The following is a 24,810-nucleotide window of genomic DNA, read 5'->3' as shown; positions in this document are numbered from 1 at the left end:
CCCCCGCCCCCCTGCCACCACCCCTCGGCCCGTTCTCCCTCAGGCCCCGGCCGCGGCCCCCGGCCCCCGACTTCCCCGTCAGCCCGCTTCCGGCTTCGGGGCCTTCAGGACCTTGCTGACCCACTCCAGGGAGCCTTCCTTCATCCCCCGGACGTAGTGCCAGCCGTTGTGCTCGCCGTTCTGGATGTCACGGATGGTCGTCTTGACCGGGCCCTTGCCGTACTGCTGCTGGAACTTGACCATGCGCTCCTTGCCGGACTCCTTCGTGCCGATCTGGAAGTTGATGTAAACCTCCGGGCCCTTGGTGTCGATCAGCTTCTGAGCGAGCTTCTCCGGGTTGTTCGCGTCCATCTCCGCCTGGTGCCCCTTCCACAGCGGGGAGTCGGGGACGATCTCGCCGCCGCTGGCGATGACGGCCTTGAACTTGTCCGGGTGCTGGAGGACCGTCTTCATGCCCACGAACGCGCCCGAGGACGAGCCCATGAAGGCCCAGCCGTCACGCGACTTGTACGTACGGAAGTTGGCCTTGGCGAAAGCCGGGACGTCCTCCGCGATCCACGTGCCCATCTTGGCCTGGCCGGGGATGTCGGAGCCGTCGTAGTAGTACTTCGCGTCCGGGTTGAGCACCGGCATGATCACGATGTACGGGAGGCTGGTACCGGCCTTCACGCCCTCGGTGATGGCCTTCTGGAGGCCGAGGCTGGTGTCGGCCCAGTAGTTGTTCGGGAAGCCGTTGCCGCCCGGGAGCGCGATGAGCACCGGGAAGCCGCTCTTGGCGTACTTCGGGTCGTCGTACTGCTTGGGCGCCCACACCCACACGTCGCCCTCGAAGCCGGACTTCGCTCCCGCCAGGCGGGTCTTGGCGATGATCGTGCCGTCGTCGAGCTTGGCGGTCTGCTTGAAGTCGGACTTCGGACCGGTCGGCATGAGCACGTCCGGGTCGCCGGAGGGCTTGGCCTCGGCCGACGGAGCGGCCGGGTCCGACGAGCCGGCGGCCGCAGGGGGGTTCTTGCCGAAGGTCACGGCCTCGCCGTTGCCCGAGAACCAGTCGAGCTTCCATGCGGCGAACCCACCGCCGCCGAGGAGGAGCGCGAGCGCGACCACGGCACTGATCCATATTCGGCGCCGGGAGCGCCTGGGCTGCGCGGGCTCGGGGTCGTACGGGTGACCGGCCCCGGCGAGCGGCTCTCCGTACGGCGGCCGGCCCGGGTAGGACGCCTCGTAGGACTGCTGGTGCTGCTGGTACTGCTGGTGCGGTTGACCGCCATGCCCCTGGGGCGGGTAGTCCTGGTACGACTGCTGGTCGTCAGGCCGCGGGCGCTGCGGGTACTCGTGCACGAACTTCGCTCCGAACGGTCTTGACTGCCCCCGAGGGCAGAGCGGTGGTCTCCCTTAAGACCTGATGAGCAAACCGCCCGCACAGTTCCTATTTCGAGCAAAAAACATCCGGCCGTCCGCGAGGGGCTTCGTCAGGCGGCGCCGGCGGTGCGGTTCCTGCCGGCCCGCACGTCGGCCACGGCGTGGGGCAGGCCGGGCAGGAGCAGGAGGAGCGCCGCCCACAGCGGCACGGTGAACACGGGAGCGTCGCCGGCGAGCCGGTCGGCGAGGACGGCCGCGGGCAGGGCGACACAGAGGCTGATCCCCCATCTGCGAAGGAAGCCGAGACTGCCCCGCCGCAGCTCCCAGAGGACGGTGACCGTGCCGAGGACGGCCCAGAAGACGATGTGTCCGGGGGCCACGTCCAGCTGCGTGGTCCACCGGATCAGGCACAGGACCAGCAGAAGCCAGCCGGCGTAGTAGCAGCCGATGCATGCGGTGCGCAGCATGCGGCGCGGGAGCGGGGCGCGGGCCCGCGCCCATGCTGCGGCGAAGGCGCGGACGTCGCGGCCGACGACGTCCTGCCCGCTGCGGCCCGCGGCCTCGGCGTCCTCCAGGTGAGCGGACAGCTCGTCGAGCATCTCCCGCACGGAGGCTTCGTCGATGCCGCGGTACTCCCAGTTGCGGCGGCAGGCCGCCAGTATCTGCGTGTTCGTCATGCCGTGGTCTCCCCCGTCGGTGGCGTAGTGGCGGCTGCGGCCAGGATCCGGCCCACCGGTCCGGCGAAGGCCGTCCAGTCGGCGCGGCCGCGGGCGAGTTCGTTGTGCCCCGCCTCGGTCAGCCGGTAGTACTTGCGCGGGGCGCCGCCGTTCGGGGACGGGGCGCGGTACGAGGTGACGAGCCCGGCCCGCTCCATCCGGGCGAGCAGCGGGTAGATGCTGCCGTCGCTGACGAGTTCCAGTCCGCCGGCGGCGAGTGCTTCGGCGAACTCGAAGCCGTACCGGGGTCGTTCGGCGATCAGGGACAGCAGGCACAGGTCGAGCACTCCGCGCAGGAGCTGGCTGCGCCGCTGGTCACCGGTCGCGGTCGGCTCCTTTGTCATGCGGCACAAGATAGTGCGCCACTACTGTGCGCCGCAAGACAGTCCCGCGTACGGGCGGGCCGGCGCCGGGCGATGCCGGGCGAAGGGCGATGCGACGGGCTCACTTCGTGGTGGCGGCGATCCGACGGGTGGCGGACCGCATCACGAGGGCCATCACCACTTCGAACACGCCGAGCAGGACGAGCCACAGTCCGAGCAGCCGCGTCAGTGCGACCGCGGAGTCCACGGGGAAGCAGAGCACGACGATGCCGGCGACGGCGCCGAGCGCCCCCAGCCCGAAGAGCAGCCCGCGGTGGACGAGGAGGCGGTCGGCGATCGCGACGTATGCCGTGAGCACGCCGGTGATCAGCCAGAACACCCCGACGATCAGGGAGAGCGCACCGATGGTCTGCATCGGGTGGCGCAGGACGAGTACGCCGGCCAGGAACGCCAGCACCGCGATCAGGACGCTCGCCAGCCGGCTGCCGCCGGCGTCGTTGCTGTGCGAGAAGGCGGCGACGAACCGGAAGCAGCCGGCCACCAGCAGCTGCAGCCCGATGATCACGGCCAGGATGTGCAGCGTCTCGTCGGGCCAGACGAGCACCAGGATGCCGGGGATCAGGGTCGCGAGTGCGACGCCGAGGGCCCAGTGCCACGAACTCCCGAGTTGCTTGAGCGTGTCCTCGGGGTCATGCTGCGCGCGCTGCGGCGACGCGTCGGGACGTAGGGTCATCACGCCTCCAGACCACCGGAGAAGTACCTTTACGGCCACTTTATGCCGCTCTTCCCGATCGCGCGGCCGGGACAGCGCGACGCCGGCCGCAGGCACGCGTGAGCGGGCCGGCCGCACCGCGCCCCGGCCGAGAGTCCGCGTCGCTAGCCTTGCTGCATGACCTCACTGCCCGACTGGATGCGCCCGCCGCGCGCGGAAGGCTGGTTCGCGGAGGACCTCGACCGCCTCCCCGAGGCACCACGCCACACCGAGCTCATCGACGGAGCCCTCGTCTTCATGATGTCGCCACAGCGGTCCTGGCATGGCCGCCTCGTCACCGCCCTGACCACAACACTCATGGCGCAGGCACCGGCTGGTTTCGAGGTCGAGCGGGAGATGACAATCCGCCTCGATGCCCGCAACCGCCCCGAGCCGGACCTCTTGCTGACGGACCTGCCCTATGACCCGGACCGTACCTGGTACGCCCCGGAAGACGTGAAGCTCGTCGTGGAGGCCGTGTCCCCCGAGTCCGCCCACCGCGATCGCACAGTAAAGCTCCGCAAGTACGCAGAGGCCGGCATTCCGCACTACTGGTGCATCGAGGACGAGGACGGAGCCCCCGTCGTCCACGTCTACGAGCTCGACGAACCCACCGGCGCCTACGCGCCCGCCGGCATCTTCCGAGGCACCCTCCAGCGCCCCGTGCCCTTCGAGATCAGCCTGGACCTCGACACGCTCACACCGCCGCGGGGCAACTGAAACGTCGGCACCAAGTCAGCACCGGAACGCAGAAGGGGTCGGACCCACAGAGGCCGACCCCTTCTGACCTGCACATTTTGACGCAGCTATCTCACATGCAGCACGAGACGCCTACACTTTGACGCGGAATGCTGAAGCCCGATCCCGACCTGCGGCGGAGCCCCGTGCAGGGCCCTGACCTGGGATTCCTCGTTGGCATGCGTTGGTTCCCGGCGGCCGTTTACGGCTGTCCTGCGGACTGGCTGCGGACTGGTCGGCGGTGCCGAGGCCGAAAAATCCATGGCACACCGGCCGGACTCACAACGAGACTGCGCAGGTGAGCGACCGCTGCCCCTGTCCCTGCGGGCCCCGCGTGCTCGACGCCATGCCCGGCTCGTACGAGATCTGCCCCCTCTGCTTCTGGGAGGACGACGGGATCCAGTTCCGCTGGCCGACCATGGCCGGCGGCGCGAACAAGGACTCCACCTTCGAGCCGATGCTCGAACCGTCTGTCGAGTAGGGCCGACCACCAGCACCCGTCCAGCCCGGTGGGAAGTCGTCCAGTACATCCAGCCCTACTCGGCCCGGCCCCGTTTTGGGCAGTGGTGTACACATGACACACTCGGTACGCTTGAGCGCATGACACAGCCGCTGCCCATAGAGTCCATCCGCGACGTGCGCGCCCACTTGGCCGAAGTCGTCGAACGGGCCGACCGCGACGACGTGCCCACTGTCATCACCCGTCGCGGCAAGCAGGTCGCCGCCGTGGTCTCGATCGAGGTGCTTCGCAAGTACCAGGAGTGGGAAGAGCGCGAGATCAACCGCATCATCGACGAGCGCATGGCGAGCCCGGCCGTCGGCGTCCCGATCGAGGACGTGATGAGGGAGACGCTGGCACGCAGTGAGTGACTACCGCACGGTGTTCCGGCCCGAGGCCCAGGCCGAGCTGCGCAAGATCCCGCGTGACATGGCGCTTCGTATCCTGGCCAAACTGACAGAGCTGGAAAGCGACCCCTTCGGCTTCAACACCACCCCACTCGTATCCCAGCCCGAGCGCCGCCGCCTACGGGTCGGCGACTACCGTGTCGTCTACACGATCGACAATGGGGAACTGGTGGTGTGGGTCGTCCACGTCGGACACCGCTCCACGGTCTACGAGACGTAGCTGCTCCAGGTTCTGCGGACCGCTGCGGACAGCACGACGGCCTGACCTGCCTTCTCGCAGGTCAGGCCGTTTGTCCACGTCCAATCAGACGTTGAAGCGGAATTCGACCACGTCGCCGTCCTGCATGACGTAGTCCTTGCCCTCCATGCGGGCCTTGCCCTTGGCGCGGGCTTCGGCGACCGAGCCGCACTCGACCAGGTCCGCGAAGGAGATGACCTCGGCCTTGATGAAGCCGCGCTGGAAGTCGGTGTGGATCACGCCGGCGGCCTCCGGGGCCGTTGCGCCCTGCTTGATGGTCCAGGCGCGGGTTTCCTTCGGGCCGGCCGTGAGGTAGGTCTGCAGGCCCAGGGTGGCGAAGCCGACCCGGCCGAGGGTGGCGAGGCCGGGCTCGTCCTGGCCGACCGACTGGAGGAGCTCCAGGGCTTCCTCGTCGTCGAGCTCGGCGAGATCCGCCTCCAGCTTGGCGTTGAGGAAGATCGCCTCGGCCGGGGCGACCAGCGCCGACTGCTCGGCCTTGAAGGCGTCGTCCGTCAGCTCGTCCTCGTCCACGTTGAACACGTAGAGGAACGGCTTCGTGGTGAGCAGGTGGAGCTCGTGCAGGAGGTCGCCCTGCTCCGTGCCCTTGGTGATGCCCTTGGAGAAGAGGGTCTCGCCGCCTTCCAGGATCTTCTGGGCGGACTCGACAGCGGCGAGGACCGCGACCTTGTCCTTCTGGAGGCGGGCCTCCTTCGTCAGGCGCGGGACCGCCTTCTCGATGGACTGGAGGTCGGCGAGGATCAGCTCGGTGTTGATCGTCTCGATGTCGTCCTTCGGCGAGACCTTGCCGTCGACGTGGACGACGTTCTCGTCCTTGAAGGCGCGGATGACCTGGCAGATGGCGTCGGACTCGCGGATGTTCGCGAGGAACTTGTTGCCCAGGCCCTCGCCCTCCGAGGCGCCGCGCACGATGCCCGCGATGTCGACGAAGTCGACCGTCGCCGGGAGGACCTTCGCCGAGCCGAAGATGCCCGCGAGGACGGCCAGGCGCGGGTCGGGGACGCCGACGACGCCGACGTTCGGCTCGATGGTGGCGAACGGGTAGTTGGCCGCCAGCACGTCGTTCTTGGTCAGGGCGTTGAACAGGGTCGACTTGCCGACATTCGGCAGGCCGACGATTCCGATCGTGAGCGACACGTTGGCGACTTCCCGTAGCTGGAGGGGGCGGCGGCCCGGGAGTGGGCCACCGGACAGTTTACTTTCCGATGAGTGGCGGTGGATGTACGCGTGTCCGGGCCCCGATCCGGCCGCCCTCCCGCCTAATTTGGTGGAGTGGAGCAATACAGGACGCGACCGGCCCCTCACCCGCAGCGACCCCCGGCACAGCGCAGGGGCCATCGCCCCGCGGGCGTGCCCGCGCAGGGCGGCGGCGCCCCGCGGCCGGCGGCCGTGCGCCGGATGCCCCGCCCCCGGTTGACGGGCCTCGGCGGCGGGCTGTTCGCGTGCACCTCGATGGTGCTCGTCGCCGGCATCTGCTGGCTGCTGTTCAGCTCTTCGCTCTTCGTCTACGGGCTGCTCTTCCCGCCCGTAGCGGCCGCCACCGCCCTGTGGGTGCGGCCGGCGGACCTGGTCACCGCGCCGATCGGCGTCCCCATCGCCTTCGCCGCCGGAGCGTGGCCCATCTCGGGCGGCTCCGGCGGCTTCGGGGGTCAGCTGATGGGACTGGTCTCCGCGCTGTCCCTGCACGCGGGCTGGCTGTACGCGGGGACGCTCGTCGCCGCCCTGATCGCGTTGGTGCGCAAGGCCGTCCTCATCGGGCGGCGCCGCCTCCCCCGCCGCGCCGCCTGACGGGCCCGACGACCGCGGCCGCGGCCCCGGTCCCGGTGCCGGCAACGGCCCCGCCCGGGCGGCACCCCGTCCGGGTCCGGGCGGCGACCGCCGTCACCGCTTCGCCGCCATCGCCGCACCGACGATGCCCGCGTTGTTCTGCAGCCCGGCCGGGACGATCTCGGCGCGGACGCCTTCGATCAGCGGCATGAACTTCTCCGGCTTCCGGCTGACGCCGCCGCCGATGATGAAGAGGTCCGGGGAGAACAGCATCTCCACGTGCTGCATGTACCTGCTCAGCCGGTGCGCCCAGCGCTCCCAGGTGAGGTCGCCGTCCTCCTTCGCCTTCACCGACGCCCGCGTCTCCGCGTCGTGGCCCTTCAGCTCCAGGTGGCCCAGCTCGGTGTTCGGCACCAGCCTCCCGTCCGTGAAGAGCGCGCTCCCGATGCCCGTGCCCAGGGTGAGCAGGATGACCGTGCCGCCCCGCCCGCGCCCGGCTCCGTGGGTCATCTCGGCGACGCCCGCGGCGTCCGCGTCGTTCAGGACCGTCACCGGCCGGCCGCCGAGTTCGCGCGAGAGCAGTGCGGCCGTGTCCACGCCGATCCAGGACTTGTCCATGTTGGCCGCCGTGCGGGTGACGCCGCTCGTGACCACGCCGGGGAAGGTCACCCCCACCGGGCCGTCCCAGCCGAAGTGGCGCACCACCTCGGCGACACAGCCGGCCACCCCGTCGGGGGTGGCCGGCTGTGGTGTCAGTACTTTGTGGCGCTCCTGCGCCAAGTCACCCTGCTCCAGGTCCACGGGAGCGCCCTTGATCCCGGATCCACCGATGTCCACGCCGAAGATCTGCATGGACATACCGTACGAAACGAGTTACTTGTCGGCGACCAGTTCGGCAGCCTCGGCCCGCAGGTCGCGGCGGAGCTCCTTGGGGAGGGAGAAGGTGATGGACTCCTCCGCCGTCTTGACGATCTCCACGTCCCCATAGCCGCGCGCGGCGAGCCACTCCAGGACCTCCTCGACCAGGACCTCCGGCACCGAGGCGCCCGAGGTGAGGCCGACGGTGGTGACGCCCTCCAGCCAGGCCTCGTCGATCTCGCTCGCGAAGTCGACGAGGTACGCGGCCTTCGCGCCGGCGTCCTTGGCGACCTCGACCAGCCGGATCGAGTTCGAGGAGTTCTTCGAGCCGACCACGATGACCAGGTCGGAGTCCGCACCCATCACCTTGACGGCGGCCTGCCGGTTCGAGGTGGCGTAGCAGATGTCGTCGCTCGGCGGCGAGAGGAGGAGCGGGAACTTGGTTTTCAGCGCGTCGACCGTCTCCATGGTCTCGTCGACCGACAGCGTGGTCTGCGAGAGCCAGACGACCTTCGACTCGTCGCGGACGGTGACCTTGTCCACGTCGTGCGGGCCGTCGACGATGGTGATGTGGTCGGGGGCCTCGCCGGAGGTGCCGATGACCTCCTCGTGGCCCTCGTGGCCGATGAGGAGGATGTCGAAGTCCTCCTTGGCGTACCGGACGGCTTCCTTGTGGACCTTGGTGACCAGCGGGCAGGTCGCGTCGATCGTCGCGAGCCTGCCGCGTGCCGCCTCCTCGTGGACGACTGGGGCGACGCCGTGGGCGGAGAACATCACGATGTTGCCCTCGGGCACCTCCTCCGTCCGCTCGACGAAGATGGCGCCCTTCTTCTCCAGGGTCTGGACGACGTACTTGTTGTGCACGATCTCGTGGCGGACGTACACCGGCGCCCCGTACTGCTCAAGGGCTTTCTCGACGGCGATCACGGCTCGGTCCACGCCCGCGCAGTAGCCGCGGGGCGCGGCGAGCAGGACACGGCGGGGAGCGGGAGCAGGGGCGGGAGCAGTCATGTGCTCCATCGTACGGGGGTCTCCAGCAGGCCGGACGTCGGCCGTTCGGCACAGACTGGCCGCGAGACCCGTCACGAACGTCCCGCCCGTCACCCGGAGGAACGATGGCGTCCGGTACGGATTCCGGCAGGGCCCCGGCGCCCGCTGCCCTGCGGCGGAGTCTCGGCTTCCGGGACCTGGTCGTCTACGGGCTGCTGTTCATCGCCCCGATGGCCCCGGTCGGTGTCTTCGGGGCGCTCGACGCCGCGTCCCACGGCGCGGTCGCGCTGGTGTACCTGGTCGCGACGGTCGCGATGGCCTTCACCGCCTTCAGCTACGCGCAGATGGTGCGGGTGGCCCCGCAGGCCGGTTCGGTCTTCACCTACGCCCGCAAGGGCCTGGGCGAGGGGCCGGGGCTGATCGCCGGGTGGATGGCGCTGCTGGACTACCTGCTGATCCCGGCGGTGGCGTACCTCTTCTCGGGGATCGCGATGAACGCGCTGGTGCCGGAGGTCTCCCGGTGGGTGTGGACGGCCCTGGCCGTCGTGGTGACCACCGTGCTCAACCTGTGCGGGGTACGGGTGGCCGCGCGGGTCGGTTTCGCCGTGCTGGCGCTGGAGGTCCTGGTCCTGGCCGTCTTCGTGGCGGCCGCGGTGACCGTGCTGGTCCTGGACGGCCCGCGGCGCGGCTGGCTGTCGCCGCTGACCGGTGACGGCTCGCTCGCCTTCAGTGCGACGGCGGTGCTGGGCGCGGTGTCGGTGGCGGTCCTGTCCTACCTCGGCTTCGACGCCGTCGTGTCCTTCGCCGAGGAGGTGACGGGGGGCTCCCGGCGGGTGGCGCGGGCGGTGCTGTGCTGCCTGGCTCTGGCCGGGGTGCTGTTCGTGGTGCAGAGCTGGCTGGCGGCGCTGCTGATGCCGGTGTCCGCGGCGGAGCTGGCGGCGGCGCCGGGGCGGCAGGGGGCGGCCTTCTACACGGCGGTGGAGTCGGCGGTGGGCTCCTGGCTGCACGACCTGGTGGCGGTCAGCAAGGCGGTCGGAGCGGCCTTCGCCGCGCTGGCGGGGCAGGCGGCGGCCGGCCGGCTGGTGTTCGCGATGGCCCGGGAACGGCGGCTGCCGCGGGTACTGGCGCGCACCTCGGACGGCACCCCGCGGGCCGCCCTGCTGGTGGCGGCGGCCGTCACGCTGGTCGCCGCCGTGTGGGCGGCCCGGCGCGGCGACGGGCTCGCCCACCTGGTGTCCGTGGTGGACGTCGGGGCGCTGGTGGCCTTCACGCTGCTGCACGCCTCGGTGGTGGGCTGGTTCGTGGTGCGGCGACGCGAGGGCGCACCGAGCTGGTGGAGGCACCTGGTGGTCCCGGTGCTCGGGGCCGCGGTGACCGTCACGGTGATCGTCGAGGCGTCCCGGGCGGCGCAGCTGGTGGGCGCGGCGTGGCTGGCCCTCGGTCTGGCGGTGCTGCTCGCCCAGCGCGGGCGGCGCCGGACGCCCGGCCGGCCCGGGGCCGGAGCCGGGACGGGGACAGGGACAGGGACGGGGCCGGGGTCCGACACTTCGGACGCCCGGGCGGGAGGCTGAGACGCTGTCAGCGCGTGCGGATAGCCTGCGGACATGGGTCTGAATACGTCGGCGGAGGCGCCGCTGCCGGTGGGCCGGGTGTCCCGGCTGATCGGCGGCTGGATCGAGCGGCTCGGCCAGGTGTGGGTGGAGGGGCAGATCACGCAGCTCTCGCGGCGACCGGGGGCGGGGGTGGTCTTCCTGACGCTGCGCGACCCCTCGCACGACATCTCGGTCAGCGTGACCTGCTTCCGCCAGGTCTACGACGAGGTCGCGGACGTCGTCTCGGAAGGCTCACGGGTCGTCCTGCTGGCCAAGCCGGAGTGGTACGCCCCGCGCGGCCAGCTGTCCCTGCGGGCGACGGAGATACGGCCGGTCGGCATCGGGGAACTCCTGGCGCGGCTGGAGCGGCTGAAGCGGTCCCTGGCCTCCGAGGGCCTCTTCGCGCCGGAGCGCAAGAAGCCGCTGCCGTTCCTGCCGCAGCTGATCGGCCTGGTGGTCGGGCGGGCCTCCGCGGCCGAGCGCGATGTGCTGGAGAACGCCCGGCGGCGCTGGCCGGCCGTCCGCTTCGAGGTGCGCAACGTCGCCGTGCAGGGCGTGCACGCCGTCCCGCAGGTGGTCCGGGCGGTCAGGGAGCTCGACGCCCTGGACGAGGTGGACGTGATCATCGTGGCGCGCGGTGGCGGCAGCGTGGAGGACCTGCTGCCCTTCTCCGACGAGGAGGTCGTACGGGCCGTGGCCGCGGCCCGTACCCCGGTGGTGTCGGCGATCGGCCACGAGCCGGACTCACCGCTGCTGGACCTCGTCGCGGACCTGCGGGCCTCCACGCCCACGGACGCCGCGAAGAAGGTGGTCCCGGACGTCGGTGAGGAGTTGGAGCGCGTACGCCAGTTGCAGGGCCGGGGGCTGCGCGCGGTGAGCGCGCTGCTCGACCGGGAGGAGCGCGGGCTCGCGCACGCCCTGGGCCGGCCGGTGTTCGTCCACCCGCAGCGCATGGTGGAGCTGCGCGAGGACGAGCTGGACGCTCTGCTGGCGCGCAGCAGGCGCACGCTGGGCCATCTGCTGGACCGGGCCGACTCCGAGCTCGCCCACACGCTGGCCCGGGTGGTGGCGCTGTCGCCGGCCGCGACGCTGGAGCGCGGGTACGCCGTGCTGCAACGGGCGGACGGGCACGTGGTGCGCTCGCCGCAGGAGGTGGCGGCGGGGGAGGTGCTGCGCGCCAGGGTGGCGCAGGGCACGTTCTGCGTGGAGGTCTCCTCGGGAGCGGACGCGCCGCCGGAGGGTGCGCCGCAGGAGGGCGCACCGGCGCAGGACGGACCGGCGCGGGACGCACCGGCGCAGGACCCGTCGGTGGCGGCCCGGGGCGCTGCCGCGGGCGAGTCGGCCGCTTCGAAGTAATGGACACGCAGCCGCAATCATGCGGCCGCACGACAAACCCAGGGTGGAGCAGGGAATGACAGAGGCCGAGACGGCGCTGGGATACGAGCAGGCCCGCGACGAGCTCATCGAGGTCGTCCGCAAGCTGGAGGCCGGGGGGACCTCGCTGGAGGAGTCCCTCGCGCTCTGGGAGCGCGGTGAGGAGCTGGCCAAGGTGTGCCGGCGCTGGCTGGAGGGGGCCCGGGCCCGGCTGGATTCGGCGCTCGCGGCGCGCGATGCGGCCGAGGAGGAGTGATCCCGGTCACGGAACCCTCGTTTAGTTGAAAATTCATCTACTTCGGTCGTAGAGTCGGGCCATCGCTCCACCTCTGCAGGGAAGAAGGCTTTCCGATGTCTCTCGTACTCGACTCCGCCGCACAGGATCTGCTGTTCCGCGAGGCCCGCACCGCCAACTCGTTCTCCGACGAGCCCGTGACCGAGGAGCAGGTCCAGGCGATCTACGACCTGGTGAAGTACGGCCCGACCGCCTTCAACGGCACGCCGCTGCGCATCACGCTGGTCCGCTCGGCCGAGGCCCGCGAGCGCCTCGTCAAGCACCTCGCCGAGGGAAACCAGGCCAAGACCCTCGCCGCGCCGCTGGTCGCGATCCTGTCCGCGGACAACGAGTTCCACGAGGAGCTGCCGCGGCTGCTGCCGCACTTCCCGCAGGCCAAGGACCTCTTCTTCACCGAGCGCCCGGCCCGCGAGCAGTCCTCGCTGGTCAACGCCGCGCTGCAGGCCGCGTACTTCATCGTGGGCGTCCGCGCCGCCGGGCTGGCCGCGGGTCCGATGACCGGAGCCGACTTCGCGGGCATCCAGAAGGAGTTCCTGGACGACGACCACACCCCGATCATGGTCGTCAACATCGGCAAGCCGGGTGAGGACGCGTGGTTCCCGCGCTCCCCGCGCCTGTCGATCGACGAGGTCATCACCACCGTCTGAGCACCACCGCGGCCCGGGGCCGCCGTACACGAGAAGGGCCGTGCGCCCCGGGGATCCGGGGCGCACGGCCCTTCTCTCTGCGACGGGTCCACCGGGGCGGTCCGCCGCCGGCAGCCTGCGCCGGGACCGGCCCCCAGCCGCTACTGGCCCTGCTTGAACTCCAGCGCCGCCGCCAGCGTGCCGAGCTGCTCGAAGGAGGCCGTGCCGGTCACCACCGTGACGTGGCCCTGCCCCCGCCGTACGAGGGCGTCGTACTTCTCGCCCTCCCAGCGTTCCCAGGCCGCGTCGCCGACCTGCTGCGTCTGCCCGGAGGCCGTGGCGTTGCGGGTGACCCGTTCGAGGTACTTGACGGAGGTGTCGCTGGACTGCTCGACCGCCGCGTACTGCTGCTCCGGGTCGAGGAAGCCGAGGTGCCAGGCGTCGGACTTCTTGCGCTCGTACGTCACCGAGGTCGCCCGCCACTGCTCCGGGAGGCCCACGGGGGCGGCCACCGGGTACGGGGCCGCGCGCCGGGCCGTGATGGTCTCCACCCGGTAGTCCACCGTCCGCGTGGGATCGGCCTTGTCGTCATGCGGGACGAAGATGTAGATCCCGGCGACGACGACGCCGATCACCGCCAGCGACCGGACCATGTCCCAGATCGTCTGCTTGCCTTTCATACCTGCCACGGAACCATCGTCCCGCATCGCCGGGCGGCGATCACCGCCGGGGTCGCGCGGACGCGCCGCCCGGCGCACTCTTGAGTCGCGCGACGGGCCGCGGCACCGGGGTGCAAGGCGTCCGCTCAGGACAATCGAATGACCGATATTCCGCTCATACGTGACCCGCCCTGCTCAATATGTCGACGTACCGATAGAGTTCCAGCACCCTCACTTCCCGGCCGTCGCCGTACAGAAAGGTGCGCTCCGATGACCGAGCACAACCTGCCGCCCCAGCTCGAAGTCTCCCCGGAGGCCCCCGACCGCAACCTCGCGCTCGAACTCGTACGGGTCACCGAGGCGGCCGCCATGGCCGCCGGCCGGTGGGTCGGCCGCGGCGACAAGATCGGCGCGGACGGCGCCGCGGTCAACGCGATGAGGACCCTGATCTCCACCGTCTCGATGAACGGCGTCGTCGTCATCGGCGAGGGCGAGAAGGACGAAGCCCCGATGCTCTTCAACGGGGAGCAGGTCGGCGACGGCACCGGTGCCGAGGTCGACATCGCCGTCGACCCGATCGACGGCACCACGCTGAACGCGAAGGGCATGCCGAACGCCATCGCCGTCCTGGCGGCGGCCGACCGCGGCACGATGTTCGACCCGTCCGCCGTGTTCTACATGGACAAGCTGGTCACCGGCCCCGAGGCGGCCGACTTCGTCGACATCAACGCCCCCGTCTCGGTGAACATCCGTCGGGTCGCCAAGGCCAAGGGCATGGCCGCCGAGGACGTCACGGTCGTCATCCTGGACCGCCCCCGCCACGAGGGCATCGTCCGGGAGATCCGCGAGACCGGCGCGCGCATCAAGTTCATCTCCGACGGTGACGTGGCCGGCTCCATCATGGCGGCCCGCGAGGGCACCGGTGTGGACCTGCTGCTCGGCATCGGCGGCACCCCCGAGGGCATCATCTCGGCCTGCGCGATCAAGTGCCTGGGCGGTGTGATCCAGGGCAAGCTGTGGCCGAAGGACGACGCCGAGCGCCAGAAGGCGATCGACGCCGGCCACGACCTGGACCGGGTGCTGACCACCACCGACCTGGTCTCGGGCGAGAACGTCTTCTTCGTGGCCACCGGCATCACGGACGGCGAGCTGCTGCGCGGCGTGCACTACCGCTCGGAGACCGCGACGACGTCCTCGCTCGTCATGCGCTCCAAGTCGGGCACCATCCGGAAGATCGACTCCACGCACCGCCTGTCGAAGCTGCGCGCCTACAGCGCCATCGACTTCGACCGCGCCCAGTAGGAGGCGGGGACCCGACGCGAGAGGGGCGGTCACCCTGTGCGGGGGTGACCGCCCCTCTCGCGTGCCCGCGTTCCCGGCCCGGCAGAAGACTCGGGCCGCTTCAGCCCGCCGCAGCGATCGGTCCGGCTCCGGGGGCCTGCCGCAGCTCGGCGGTCCGGCGGCGCATCCGCGCCAGCACCACGCGGCGTTCGGCCGCGGTGAGCCCGCCCCAGACCCCGTACGGCTCGGGCTGCAGCAGCGCGTGCTCGCGGCAGGCCACCATCACGGGGCAGCGGGCGCAGACGCGCTTCGCGGCCTCCTCGCGGGAGAGCCGGGCGGCCGTCGGCTCCTTGGACGGCGCGAAGAAGAGGCCCGCCTCGTCGCGTCGGCACACCGCCTCCGCATGCCACGGACCGTCCTCCGCCGCCCTGGCCGGCACCCGTGGCTCCGGCACGGCCGACGGGCCCGCCCCAGGACCCTGAAGGCTCTTCACGTCGGCTACCTGCAGGGACTGATGCGGCGGTTGCGGCACGGTCTACTCCTGACGACGTATACGCGAGCGAGAGACGACGCACCTGTCCCTACCCGCTGTACGCGCCCCTATGCACTGTGTGCCACGGGGCGGCCGGGGTTCGTCCGAAACGAGACCCTCCGCCTCCGCATGCGCCGCCGCGCCCCGGCCCCCGCCACCGGCCGCTCTGCCGGCGCCGTCGGGCCTCACCACGAGCCGGCACCGCTGCCGTCAGCCGTCCCGGCGCCCGCGCAGCTTGCGTGCGAGGTCGACCAGGCGGGCTCCCATCCTGGGCCGCGCCTCGATGTTGCCGAGCAGCGCGAACCCGCGGACGATCACCACGGGGGCCTGCGGATCGGTCTGCCCGCGGCCCTCCCCGCGCACCTCGAAGTTGCCGAGGACGCCGCTTCCGTAGCCGCGCAGGGTGACGTTCTCGGGGACCAGGACCTCCACGTTGCCGAGCACGCAGGTCACGTTGATCTCGGTGACCTGCTGCTCGAAGACGGCCTGGGTGAGGTCGATGGTGATGTCCCCCATGACCGAGACCGCGCGGGTGTGCGCGCCCGGCCGCCACCGGCCCTTGCGGCTGGAGCTGCTGCACACGGCGACGAGGGTCTCGGCGGCGGGGCCCACGGCGGCTCCGGCGTAGGAGGCCGCGGACACCGGGGACGCGGCATGCGCGCCGCCGGGCGCGGGCAGATCCCGTACGAGCGCCTCCAGCTCGCCGACCGTCTTGACGGCGTACAGCGTGTCCAGGCGCTCGGAGTGCTCCTCGGCGGTCAGCCTGCCCTCGGCGACGGCGTCGCCCAGGATCTGCGCGAACCGGTCCCGGTCGGCGTCCGAGGCGCGCAGCCCGGCGGGCACGGGCGCGGGTGCGGGGGCAGGGGCGGCGGGGTGCTTTTCCAGGTCCACGACGCCAGCATAGCGAGACACGATAGATCGCGATACTACCGATGGGGCGCGAGTGAGCCCTACCTCACAAACACACGCCCGGCGGGAGGTCCTACGCTGGAGGACTGCGCTGCCAAATTGGTCGTCAGTGCTGTCTGCCGAGTGAGGAATGGCCCCAATGCCGGAGTTCGCGTACACCGACCTGCTGCCCCTGGGTGAGGACACCACCCCCTACCGGCTGGTGACCGCCGAGGGCGTGTCCACCTTCGAGGCGGACGGCCGTACGTTCCTCAAGGTCGAGCCGGAGGCGCTGCGCACGCTCGCCGAGGAGGCCGTCCACGACATCCAGCACTTCCTTCGCCCCGCGCACCTCGCGCAGCTGCGCCGCATCATCGACGACCCCGAGGCGTCCTCGAACGACAAGTTCGTCGCGCTGGACCTGCTCAAGAACGCGAACATCGCGGCGGCCGGCGTCCTGCCGATGTGCCAGGACACGGGCACGGCGATCGTCATGGGCAAGCGCGGCCAGAACGTCCTCACCGAGGGCGGTGACGAGGCGGCGCTCTCGCGCGGCATCTACGACGCCTACACCCGCCTGAACCTGCGCTACTCGCAGATGGCCCCGCTCACCATGTGGGAGGAGAAGAACACCGGCTCGAACCTGCCCGCGCAGATCGAGCTGTACGCGACCGACGGCGGCGCGTACAAGTTCCTCTTCATGGCCAAGGGTGGCGGCTCGGCCAACAAGTCCTTCCTCTACCAGGAGACCAAGGCCGTCCTGAACGAGGCCTCCATGATGAAGTTCCTGGAGGAGAAGATCCGCTCGCTCGGCACGGCGGCCTGCCCGCCCTACCACCTGGCGATCGTGGTCGGCGGCACCTCTGCCGAGCACGCGCTGAAGACGGCGAAGTACGCCTCCGCGCACTACCTCGACGAGCTGCCGCGCGAGGGCTCCCCGCTGGGCCACGGCTTCCGTGACGAGGCCCTGGAGCAGCAGGTCTTCGAGCTCACCCAGAAGATCGGCATCGGCGCGCAGTTCGGCGGAAAGTACTTCTGCCACGACGTCCGCGTCGTGCGCCTGCCGCGCCACGGCGCCTCCCTGCCCGTCGCGATCGCCGTCTCCTGCTCGGCGGACCGCCAGGCCACCGCGAAGATCACCGCGGAGGGCGTCTTCCTGGAGCAGCTGGAGCGCGACCCGGCCCGCTTCCTGCCCGACACCACGGACGAGCACCTGTCGCGGTCCTCGGACGTCGTCTCCATCGACCTGAACCAGCCGATGGACGACATCCTGGCCACCCTGACCAAGCACCCGGTCAAGACCCGCCTGTCGCTGACCGGCCCGCTGGTCGTGGCGCGCGACATCGCGCACGCCAAGATCAAGGAACTGCTGGACTCGGGTGCGGACATGCCGCAGTACCTCAAGGACCACCCGGTCTACTACGCCGGTCCTGCCAAGACCCCCGAGGGCTACGCCTCGGGCTCCTTCGGCCCGACCACGGCCGGCCGCATGGACTCCTACGTCGAGCAGTTCCAGGCGGCGGGCGGCTCCAAGGTCATGCTGGCCAAGGGCAACCGCTCGCAGCAGGTGACGGACGCGTGCGCCGCGCACGGCGGCTTCTACCTGGGCTCGATCGGCGGGCCCGCGGCGCGCCTCGCCCAGGACTGCATCAAGAAGGTCGAGGTCCTGGAGTACGAGGAGCTCGGCATGGAGGCGGTCTGGAAGATCGAGGTCGAGGACTTCCCGGCGTTCATCGTGGTCGACGACAAGGGCAACGACTTCTTCCAGAACCCGGCGCCGGAGCCGACGTTCACGCACATTCCGGTGCGCGGCCCGGGGCTGTGACGCCCCGTCCGTAGCCGGGCCCGTGACCGAGGGGCCCTCCGCCGGACGGCGGAGGGCCCCTCGGGCGCTTCCGCCCCCGCGGCCGCAGGATCCGTACATCTGCTGTTCCGCCGTCCGGGCAGCATGCGGTACGGGGGCGTCGCGCGCATGCGGATACCTTCGGGGCATGACGCACATGCAGCTCCGTGCCGACCGGGCCGTCCGGATCGTCGCGCATCGCGGGGCTTCCCACGAGCACCCCGAACACACCATCGCCGCCTACCGGCAGGCCATCGAGGACGGCGCGGACGCCCTCGAATGCGACGTCCGGCTCACTGCCGACCACCGGCTGGTCTGCGTGCACGACCGGCGTGTGGAACGGACCTCCGACGGGCGCGGGGTGGTCTCGGAGATGACGTACGAGGAGCTGTCCGCGCTGGACTTCGGCGGCTGGAAGGGCGAGGAGCACCGCGGGTCGCAGGTGCTGCTGTTCGAGGACCTGCTGAAGGAGGCTCTGGCCGCCGACCGGCCCGTCGGTCTGGCCGTCGAGACCAAGCACCCCACCCGGGCCGGGGGCCGGCTGGAGGCCGAGCTGGTGCGGGTGCTGAAGGACCACGGCCTGGCCGACGGATCGGCGGGGCTGGTGGAGGTGATGAGCTTCTCCCGCAACGCCCTGGTGAGGCTGAACCGGCTGGCGCCCGGCCTGCCCGCCGTCCACCTGATCGAGCGGCGGCTGCGGCCGCCCAGGCCGCCGTTCGCGGGGCACGCCGGGCCCGGCATCGATCTGGTGCGCAAGGACCCGGGGCTGGTGGCCCGGCTCCGGGCCAAGGGGCTGCGGGTGCGGGTGTGGACGGTGGACGAGCCGGAGGACGTGGAGCTGTGCGTGCGGCTCGGCGTGGACACTCTGATCACCAACCGGCCGCGCGAGGTGCGCGCGCAGCTGGACTCCCTGTAGCCGGCCGGGCCCGGCTCCGCCGTGCGGGGCGGGGCGGGGCCGGGCCGGTGGGGTCACGCGAAACGCTGGTTCGCGGATCCGTTGCAGGTCTGCAGGCGCAGCGGTTCCTGGGCGGCGGCCAGGGTCAGGCACATGCCCGGGGCGGCGGCGGGCCTCAGGGTGGCACCGTCGCGGACGAACTGCTGGTTCGCCCCGCCGTGGCAGTTCCAGATGATCAGGCCGGTGCCGGGGCCGTAGGCGGCGCCGGGGGCGTCGAGGCAGCGGTCATGGGTCAGTTCCGTGTGGACGGACCGGCGGGTGCTGTCGTACCACCAGCCCTGGTTGCGGCCGCCGTGGCAGTCCCAGCCGACGGTCTTCGTGCCGTTGGCGCTGGATCCGCCGGAGGAGTCGAGGCAGGTGCCGGTCGCCTCGTTCCTGAGCGGCCCGAAGCTGTCGTCCCAGGCTCCGCCGCGCAGGACGGGCGTTCCGGTGCTGGCGGGGTCGGCGCAGGAGGCCTCGCGCAGCCCCGACCGGTACAGCTGGGTCAGACAGGACGCGAAGGCGCCGTGTCCACGGTCATTGGGGTGGAAGGACTGGCGGGCGGTGTCCTCGTCCCACGGGAAGTGGTCGGCGAGGTCCAGATGGAGTCCGCGGGCCCAGGTGTCCTCCATGCACACCTCGTGGCCGTGGAAGAGGCGCGAGTTGTCGAGGTAGATCGCGCCGGAGGCGAGGGCTGCCGCGCGCATGCCCTTCTGGAACGCGGGCACCGCGTCGTTGCGGCCCCAGGTGGCGTCCGAACGTAGCCGGCGCAGCCGATCCTGATGTTGCCGGTGTGGCCGCCGGAGCAGGCGACGTTGAAGGTGAGGTCGGCGGGGATGCCGGTGCGGTGGATCGCGGCGTCGGGCGAGCGGTGGCACTGGTTGTCCGGGGTGTTGGTCGCGGGGTCGTAGGTGCCGATGCCCTCGCCCGAGATCTCGCTGTCGCCCAGCGAGATCAGGCCGGTCCTGCGGTCGGCCGGTGGGCGCACGGCGGGGTCGCCGTAGATCGTGACGGCCTCGGCGGCGCGGATCGCCTCCAGCTCGGGCGGGAGGGGCTTGACTATGCCGGTGGGGGTGGCCGCCTGGGCCATGGGGGTGACGGCGGTGGCGCCTCCCAGGGCGGCCGCGAACGCGGCGACGGCGGCGACGGTAGATCTGAGCGTGGGCTTCGTACGGGCACGTGGCATGGATGCCTCCCCGAATGTGGGCGTTACCCACGGTATTTACTGGTCAGTAGGGAAATTGGGAACACTTTCCACCCGAGAACCGCTCACCTTTTCGAGGAGGCAGCGCACATGACAGATCATCAGCACAGCGGCGGGTTCCGGATCGAGCACGACTCCATGGGGGACGTGCGGGTACCCCTCCACGCCAAGTGGCGGGCGCAGACCCAGCGCGCCGTGGAGAACTTCCCCGTATCGGGGCAGCGGCTGGAGCGGGCCCACATCGAGGCCCTCGCCCGGATCAAGGCCGCGGCGGCGCAGGTGAACGCCCGGCTCGGCGTGGTGGAGCAGGACGTCGCGGACGCGATCCGGTCCGCGGCCGCCGAGGTCGCGGACGGCCGGTGGGACGACCACTTCCCCGTGGACGTCTTCCAGACCGGGTCCGGGACCTCCTCCAACATGAACACCAACGAGGTGATCGCGACCCTGGCCTCCGAGCGGCTCGGCCGGGACGTGCACCCCAACGACCACGTCAACGCCTCGCAGAGCTCCAACGACGTCTTCCCCTCGTCCATCCACATCGCCGCCACCGCAGCCGTGGCGAACGACCTGGTCCCCGCCCTGGAGCGGCTCGCCGCCGCGCTGGAGCGCAAGGCCGCCGAGTTCGAGCGGGTGGTCAAGGCCGGGCGGACCCATCTGATGGACGCCACGCCGGTCACGCTGGGCCAGGAGTTCGGCGGGTATGCGGCCCAGATCCGCTACGGGGTGGAGCGGCTGCGCTCGTCCCTGCCGCGCCTGGCCGAACTCCCCCTGGGCGGGACGGCGGTGGGCACCGGCATCAACACCCCGCCCGGCTTCTCGGCCGCCGTGATCGCCGAGGTGGCGGTCGCCACGGGCCTGCCGCTGACCGAGGCGCGCGACCACTTCGAGGCCCAGGGCGCCCGCGACGCGCTGGTGGAGACCTCCGGCATGCTCCGCACGGTCGCCGTCTCGCTCACCAAGATCTGCAACGACCTGCGCTGGATGGCCTCCGGTCCGCGGACCGGATTGGCCGAAATCAGTCTCCCGGATCTCCAGCCCGGCTCCTCGATCATGCCCGGGAAGGTCAATCCGGTCGTCCCGGAGGCCGTCCTGATGGTCGCCGCACAGGTCATGGGGAACGACGCCACCGTCGCGGTGGCCGGCGCGGCCGGCAACTTCGAGCTCAATGTGATGCTGCCGGTGATGGCGCGGAACCTCCTCGAATCGATCCGGTTGCTGGCCGCCGCGAGCCGGCTGCTGGCCGACCGCACGGTCGACGGGATCACCGCCGACGAGGCCCGGGCCAGGGAGTACGCAGAGTCCTCGCCCTCCGTGGTGACCCCGCTCAACCGCTACATCGGCTACGAGGAGGCCGCGAAGGTCGCCAAGAGGTCCCTCGCCGAGCGCCGGACCATCAGGGAGATCGTCCTGGAGTCCGGCTACGTGGAGCGCGGCGCGCTCACCCTGGAGCAGCTCGACGAGGCCCTGGACGTCCTGCGCATGACGCGCCCCTGACCTGCCGTCGGGCCCTCGGGCGGGGGCCGGATCCGGACGTTCGCCGTCCCCGAATCGCCTGGTGACCTGCACCGCAGCGGGCGTACGGGCCCCCGCCCTAAGATCTGCGCATGACAGGTACTTCCAAGCCCGGGGGCGGCCGGGTGCCGGCCGCGCCGCCGGTCCCTGCGCGCGGGACGCGCTGGTCGCCCGGGGACCAGATCCTCTGGCGCTACCGCGACCACGCCCCGGGACGGGAGGGCGCGGTGCACATCTGCCGCCCGGTGACGGTCGTGCAGGACACCGACGAGCTGCTCGCCGTGTGGATGGCGCCCGGCACCGAATGCGTCAAACCGGTGCTCGCCGACGGCACACCCGTCCACGAGGAGCCGCTCGCCACCCGCTACACCGCGCCGCGGACCACCGTGCGCTCGCGCTGGTTCGGCGGAGGTGTCCTGAAACTGGCCCGACCCGGTGACCCCTGGTCCGTCTGGCTGTTCTGGGGACCGGGTTGGGAGTTCAAGAACTGGTACGTCAATCTGGAGGAGCCGCGGTCGCGCTGGGCCGGCGGAGTGGATTCCGCGGACCACTTCCTCGACATCGCCGTCTACCCGGACCGCAGCTGGAAGTGGCTGGACGAGGACGAGTTCGCGCAGGCGCAGCGGTCCGGCCTGATGGGCCGTGAGCAGGCCGGCCGGGTACGGCAGGCGGGCCGGGCGGCAGTTGCCGCGATCGAGGAATGGGGGGCTCCGTTCTCCGCGGGGTGGCAGGACTGGCGGCCGGACCCGGCCTGGCGGATTCCCGCCCTGCCCGAGGACTGGGACCGCACCCCGGCGCATATGACCTCATGAGACCCTTGATGCGCCCCCGGGGTTCAACCGTAGGATCGTCCTCCGCGAGGTCGCGTCCGCGGGACGGTGCGATCGGGCCGCACACCGGCAAGTGTCGTTTCGTGCAAGGGATCTGACCGGAGGTCGACACACGACGAGAGGCGACGAGGGGCGGGGTTCCGCCCGGGGTGCTCCCGGCCGTGGGCCGGGGGCGAGAAGTTGGAGCGAGGAACCTTCGGGCGATGGTGCCCGGGCCGCTGAGCGGGTATACCGCGACTGACCGAGTTGAGTGCAGCGCACATCGAGCGCAAACGGACGGAATTCCACGCGTGACGGAGTACCCCACCTCCCAGGAGGGCCCGCAGCCCGTCGCCTCCGGCGGAGGTACGGACGAGGCCGGCCACGGCAAGGCGCCCATCGCCGCCACCGAGGCCGTGCGCACGCCTGCCGCGGGCGCCGGCCCCTCGGGCGATCCGGGCGCGGCGGCCGCGGCCGCCGCTTCCGACGTACGGGCCGCACGCTCGGCGGCGGGCACCGGCTCGGGTCTCCCCCGGCCGCGCGGAGCGGCGGCGGACGTGCCGGCCGCCGCGGGCTCCGGGCCCGCGGGCACCGGTCCCGGCCCGGGCCGCAGCCATGACAACGCCCGTCCCCGTGACCCGTCGGACGTCGTCGGGGCCCACGGCGCCTCGGCCCGCGGTGCGGTGACCGGGCCGGCTCCCGCCGGCGCCGGGAGCGGCGCGGCGGACGTGCGCGGGACCGGAGGCCCCGCCGTACCGGGCGGAGGCTCCCCGGAGGCGAGCGCAGCGCGCCGCGAGGGGGACCGGCTGCGTTTCGTCGGCGCGGCCACCCGGCGGATCGCCCGCGGCATCGACCTCGACGAGATCGTGCTCGGCCTGTGCCGGGCCACCGTCCCGACCTTCTCCGACGCCATCCTCGTCTACCTGCGCGACCCGCTCCCGGTCGGTGACGAGCGGCCCGTCGGGCCGGTCGTCTTAAGGCTGCGCCGCACCGACCGGCTCCGGCCGATCGACGATCTCACGGACATCAGCAGCACCATCGGCGCGGGAACGGACCTCGCCGGGGCCGCGGGGGCCACCGGCGAGCTCGACTTCAGCCAGCTGCCGCTGGTCGGCCCGCAGGGCGACCTGCCCGCGGCCGAGCTGTGCGAGATCCGGCCGGGCGGTGCGCTCGCGGAGGTGCTGCGCGGCGTACGGCCCGTGTTCGCGTCCTCCGCCGGCGCCCGGGCGGCACTGCCCGAGCTGCTCGGGGTGGAGCATCCGCTGCCGCGCGGCAACCGTGCGGTCCTCGCGCCGCTGCGCGGCCGGCGCCGGGTGATCGGTGCCGCGGTCTTCCTGCGCAGCCCGGAGCGGCCCGCCTTCGAGCAGAACGACCTGCTGGTCGCCGCCCAACTCGCCACGCACACCGCGCTGGGCATCGACAAGGCCGTCCTGTACGGCCGTGAGGCGTACATCGCCGACGAGCTCCAGCGCACGATGCTGCCCGACAGCCTGCCGCAGCCGACCGGTGTGCGGCTGGCCTCGCGCTACCTGCCCGCGGCCGAGACGGCCCGGGTCGGCGGCGACTGGTACGACGCCATACCGCTGCCGGGCAGCCGGGTCGCGCTCGTCGTCGGTGACGTCATGGGCCATTCCATGACGTCTGCCGCGATCATGGGTCAGCTCCGCACCACCGCGCAGACCCTGGCTCAGCTGGACCTGCCGCCCGCCGAGGTGCTGCACCACCTGGACGAGCAGGCGCAGCGCCTGGGCTCGGACCGCATGGCGACGTGCATGTACGCCGTCTACGACCCGGTCGCGCACCGGATCACCATCGCCAATGCCGGCCACCCGCCACCGGTGCTGCTGCACCTGGGCGGGCGGGCCGAGGTGCTGCGCGTGCCGCCCGGCGCGCCGATCGGCGTCGGCGGCGTGGACTTCGAGGCCGTGGAGCTGGACGCGCCCGCCGGGGCCACGCTGCTGCTCTACACCGACGGTCTGGTGGAGTCGCGCCTGCGGGACGTGTGGACCGGTATCGAGCAGCTCCGCGAGCGGCTGGCGACGACGGCGCAGTTGACCGGCCTGGACCATCCGCCGCCGCTGGAGGCCCTGTGCGACGACGTGCTGGACATGTTGGGGCCGGGCGACCGGGACGACGACATCGCGCTGCTGGCGGCCCGGTTCGACGGCATCGCGCCCAGTGACGTCGCGTACTGGTTCCTGGACCCGGAGGAGACCGCGCCGGGCCGGGCCCGGCGGTTCGCCCGCCGGGCGCTGACCCGGTGGGGTCTGGAGGAGCTGAGCGACTCGCTGGAGCTGCTGGTCAGCGAGGTGGTGACCAATGCCGTGCGGTATGCGGAGCGGCCGGTGACGCTGCGTCTGCTGCGGACGGACGTGCTGCGCTGCGAGGTCGGGGACGACTCCCCGCAGCTGCCGCGCCAGCGGCGGGCACGCGACACCGACGAGGGCGGCCGGGGTCTGTTCCTGGTCAACCGGTTGGCGCGGCGCTGGGGCGCGACCCGGCTCAGCAGCGGCAAGGTCGTCTGGTTCGAACTGCCGCTGCCGGCGCCGGCCGAGCGGCGCTGAACCCGAACCGCCGATCACACGACAGCGCCGCCC

At 71.8% G+C, this 24,810-nt stretch carries 25 protein-coding genes and 1 pseudogene; 15 read left to right on the top strand and 11 right to left on the bottom strand.

Annotation, left to right across the window (positions count from 1 at the left end; genetic code table 11):
- Positions 1–78: 78 nt before the first annotated feature.
- From IF89_RS0129610 to IF89_RS0129595, 4 genes are all read right to left on the bottom strand, one after another.
- Positions 79–1,338 (bottom strand): alpha/beta hydrolase, encoded by a 1,260-nt coding sequence (locus IF89_RS0129610; RefSeq protein WP_420706980.1) that lies wholly within the window; start codon positions 1,336–1,338, stop codon positions 79–81.
- Between the two features lie 131 nt (positions 1,339–1,469).
- Complete coding sequence (locus IF89_RS0129605) at positions 1,470–2,036, bottom strand: hypothetical protein (RefSeq protein ID WP_030774631.1); 567 nt, start codon at positions 2,034–2,036, stop codon at positions 1,470–1,472.
- Entirely contained in the window at positions 2,033–2,419 is a 387-nt protein-coding gene (locus IF89_RS0129600) for a PadR family transcriptional regulator (RefSeq protein ID WP_043194560.1), read from the bottom strand. The genes IF89_RS0129605 and IF89_RS0129600 overlap by 4 nt, the downstream gene beginning before the upstream one ends.
- Positions 2,420–2,519: 100 nt before the next feature.
- Complete coding sequence (locus IF89_RS0129595) at positions 2,520–3,131, bottom strand: HdeD family acid-resistance protein (RefSeq protein WP_051807807.1); 612 nt, start codon at positions 3,129–3,131, stop codon at positions 2,520–2,522.
- A 156-nt stretch (positions 3,132–3,287) separates the two neighbouring features.
- Between IF89_RS0129595 and IF89_RS0129590 the strand changes: the two genes are divergently transcribed.
- The 4 genes from IF89_RS0129590 (at position 3,288) to IF89_RS0129575 (ending at position 5,013) form a co-directional block, all read left to right on the top strand.
- A complete protein-coding gene (locus IF89_RS0129590) occupies positions 3,288–3,869 on the top strand; it encodes a Uma2 family endonuclease (RefSeq protein ID WP_030774628.1) in 582 nt (193 codons plus the stop codon).
- Between the two features lie 316 nt (positions 3,870–4,185).
- A complete protein-coding gene (locus IF89_RS0129585; protein ID WP_078628593.1) occupies positions 4,186–4,368 on the top strand; it encodes a CPCC family cysteine-rich protein in 183 nt (60 codons plus the stop codon).
- 119 nt (positions 4,369–4,487) lie between these two features.
- Entirely contained in the window at positions 4,488–4,757 is a 270-nt protein-coding gene (locus IF89_RS0129580) for a type II toxin-antitoxin system Phd/YefM family antitoxin (protein ID WP_030774626.1), read from the top strand.
- Positions 4,750–5,013 carry a type II toxin-antitoxin system RelE family toxin gene (locus tag IF89_RS0129575; RefSeq protein ID WP_030774625.1) on the top strand — a complete coding sequence of 88 codons (264 nt, stop codon included), beginning with the start codon at positions 4,750–4,752 and terminating at the stop codon, positions 5,011–5,013. The genes IF89_RS0129580 and IF89_RS0129575 overlap by 8 nt, the downstream gene beginning before the upstream one ends.
- A gap of 84 nt (positions 5,014–5,097) precedes the next feature.
- Here the strand turns inward: IF89_RS0129575 and ychF are convergent, their stop codons facing one another.
- On the bottom strand, positions 5,098–6,186 hold the full coding sequence (ychF, locus tag IF89_RS0129570; protein WP_030774623.1) for a redox-regulated ATPase YchF: 1,089 nt from the start codon (positions 6,184–6,186) through the stop codon (positions 5,098–5,100).
- 213 nt (positions 6,187–6,399) lie between these two features.
- Here ychF and IF89_RS0129565 point away from each other — a divergent pair, with 213 nt between their 5' ends.
- Positions 6,400–6,837 (top strand): DUF6542 domain-containing protein, encoded by a 438-nt coding sequence (locus IF89_RS0129565; RefSeq protein ID WP_420706979.1) that lies wholly within the window; start codon positions 6,400–6,402, stop codon positions 6,835–6,837.
- A 93-nt stretch (positions 6,838–6,930) separates the two neighbouring features.
- Here the strand turns inward: IF89_RS0129565 and ppgK are convergent, their stop codons facing one another.
- Both ppgK and IF89_RS0129555 read right to left on the bottom strand, forming a co-directional pair.
- A complete protein-coding gene (gene ppgK / locus IF89_RS0129560; RefSeq protein ID WP_030774619.1) occupies positions 6,931–7,668 on the bottom strand; it encodes a polyphosphate--glucose phosphotransferase in 738 nt (245 codons plus the stop codon).
- 21 nt (positions 7,669–7,689) lie between these two features.
- Positions 7,690–8,694, bottom strand: a complete 1,005-nt coding sequence (locus IF89_RS0129555) for a 4-hydroxy-3-methylbut-2-enyl diphosphate reductase (RefSeq protein ID WP_030774616.1) — start codon at positions 8,692–8,694, stop codon at positions 7,690–7,692.
- 95 nt (positions 8,695–8,789) lie between these two features.
- Here IF89_RS0129555 and IF89_RS0129550 point away from each other — a divergent pair, with 95 nt between their 5' ends.
- From IF89_RS0129550 to IF89_RS0129535, 4 genes are all read left to right on the top strand, one after another.
- Positions 8,790–10,235, top strand: a complete 1,446-nt coding sequence (locus IF89_RS0129550) for an APC family permease (protein WP_078628592.1) — start codon at positions 8,790–8,792, stop codon at positions 10,233–10,235.
- Positions 10,236–10,268: 33 nt separating this feature from the next.
- The gene (xseA, locus tag IF89_RS0129545; RefSeq protein WP_234327907.1) at positions 10,269–11,612 is read left to right on the top strand and encodes an exodeoxyribonuclease VII large subunit; all 1,344 of its coding nucleotides are present in this window, start codon (positions 10,269–10,271) and stop codon (positions 11,610–11,612) included.
- A 55-nt stretch (positions 11,613–11,667) separates the two neighbouring features.
- Positions 11,668–11,886, top strand: coding sequence for an exodeoxyribonuclease VII small subunit (locus IF89_RS0129540; RefSeq protein ID WP_030774610.1), 219 nt, complete (start codon positions 11,668–11,670; stop codon positions 11,884–11,886).
- Positions 11,887–11,981: 95 nt separating this feature from the next.
- Positions 11,982–12,572 (top strand): malonic semialdehyde reductase, encoded by a 591-nt coding sequence (locus tag IF89_RS0129535; protein WP_030774608.1) that lies wholly within the window; start codon positions 11,982–11,984, stop codon positions 12,570–12,572.
- Between the two features lie 140 nt (positions 12,573–12,712).
- On the opposite strand, the gene IF89_RS0129530 is transcribed toward IF89_RS0129535, so the two are convergent.
- Positions 12,713–13,231 (bottom strand): DUF4245 domain-containing protein, encoded by a 519-nt coding sequence (locus IF89_RS0129530; RefSeq protein ID WP_234327911.1) that lies wholly within the window; start codon positions 13,229–13,231, stop codon positions 12,713–12,715.
- Between the two features lie 249 nt (positions 13,232–13,480).
- Here IF89_RS0129530 and glpX point away from each other — a divergent pair, with 249 nt between their 5' ends.
- A complete protein-coding gene (gene glpX / locus IF89_RS0129525; protein ID WP_030774604.1) occupies positions 13,481–14,512 on the top strand; it encodes a class II fructose-bisphosphatase in 1,032 nt (343 codons plus the stop codon).
- A gap of 100 nt (positions 14,513–14,612) precedes the next feature.
- On the opposite strand, the gene IF89_RS0129520 is transcribed toward glpX, so the two are convergent.
- Both IF89_RS0129520 and IF89_RS0129515 read right to left on the bottom strand, forming a co-directional pair.
- Positions 14,613–15,023, bottom strand: coding sequence for a WhiB family transcriptional regulator (locus IF89_RS0129520; protein WP_030774603.1), 411 nt, complete (start codon positions 15,021–15,023; stop codon positions 14,613–14,615).
- A 210-nt stretch (positions 15,024–15,233) separates the two neighbouring features.
- Positions 15,234–15,914, bottom strand: a complete 681-nt coding sequence (locus IF89_RS0129515) for a DUF1707 SHOCT-like domain-containing protein (protein WP_030774602.1) — start codon at positions 15,912–15,914, stop codon at positions 15,234–15,236.
- A gap of 157 nt (positions 15,915–16,071) precedes the next feature.
- Here IF89_RS0129515 and IF89_RS0129510 point away from each other — a divergent pair, with 157 nt between their 5' ends.
- Complete coding sequence (locus tag IF89_RS0129510; RefSeq protein WP_030774600.1) at positions 16,072–17,736, top strand: fumarate hydratase; 1,665 nt, start codon at positions 16,072–16,074, stop codon at positions 17,734–17,736.
- A 166-nt stretch (positions 17,737–17,902) separates the two neighbouring features.
- A complete protein-coding gene (locus IF89_RS0129505) occupies positions 17,903–18,670 on the top strand; it encodes a glycerophosphodiester phosphodiesterase (protein WP_030774596.1) in 768 nt (255 codons plus the stop codon).
- 53 nt (positions 18,671–18,723) lie between these two features.
- On the opposite strand, the pseudogene IF89_RS38420 reads toward IF89_RS0129505, so the two are convergent.
- Positions 18,724–19,874, bottom strand: a pseudogene (locus IF89_RS38420) (ricin-type beta-trefoil lectin domain protein).
- A 108-nt stretch (positions 19,875–19,982) separates the two neighbouring features.
- Between IF89_RS38420 and IF89_RS0129495 the strand changes: the two are divergent.
- The 3 genes from IF89_RS0129495 (at position 19,983) to IF89_RS0129485 (ending at position 24,777) form a co-directional block, all read left to right on the top strand.
- Positions 19,983–21,386, top strand: coding sequence for a class II fumarate hydratase (locus tag IF89_RS0129495; protein ID WP_030774595.1), 1,404 nt, complete (start codon positions 19,983–19,985; stop codon positions 21,384–21,386).
- Positions 21,387–21,496: 110 nt separating this feature from the next.
- On the top strand, positions 21,497–22,216 hold the full coding sequence (locus tag IF89_RS0129490) for a DUF402 domain-containing protein (protein WP_030774593.1): 720 nt from the start codon (positions 21,497–21,499) through the stop codon (positions 22,214–22,216).
- A 308-nt stretch (positions 22,217–22,524) separates the two neighbouring features.
- Positions 22,525–24,777, top strand: a complete 2,253-nt coding sequence (locus IF89_RS0129485; RefSeq protein ID WP_030774591.1) for a SpoIIE family protein phosphatase — start codon at positions 22,525–22,527, stop codon at positions 24,775–24,777.
- The last annotated feature ends 33 nt before the right edge of the window (positions 24,778–24,810 follow it).

The sequence above is a fragment of the Streptomyces sp. NRRL F-2664 genome (genome assembly GCF_000719345.1).
GTDB lineage: Bacteria > Actinomycetota > Actinomycetes > Streptomycetales > Streptomycetaceae > Streptomyces.
This window is presented reverse-complemented; position numbering and strand designations above follow the sequence as displayed.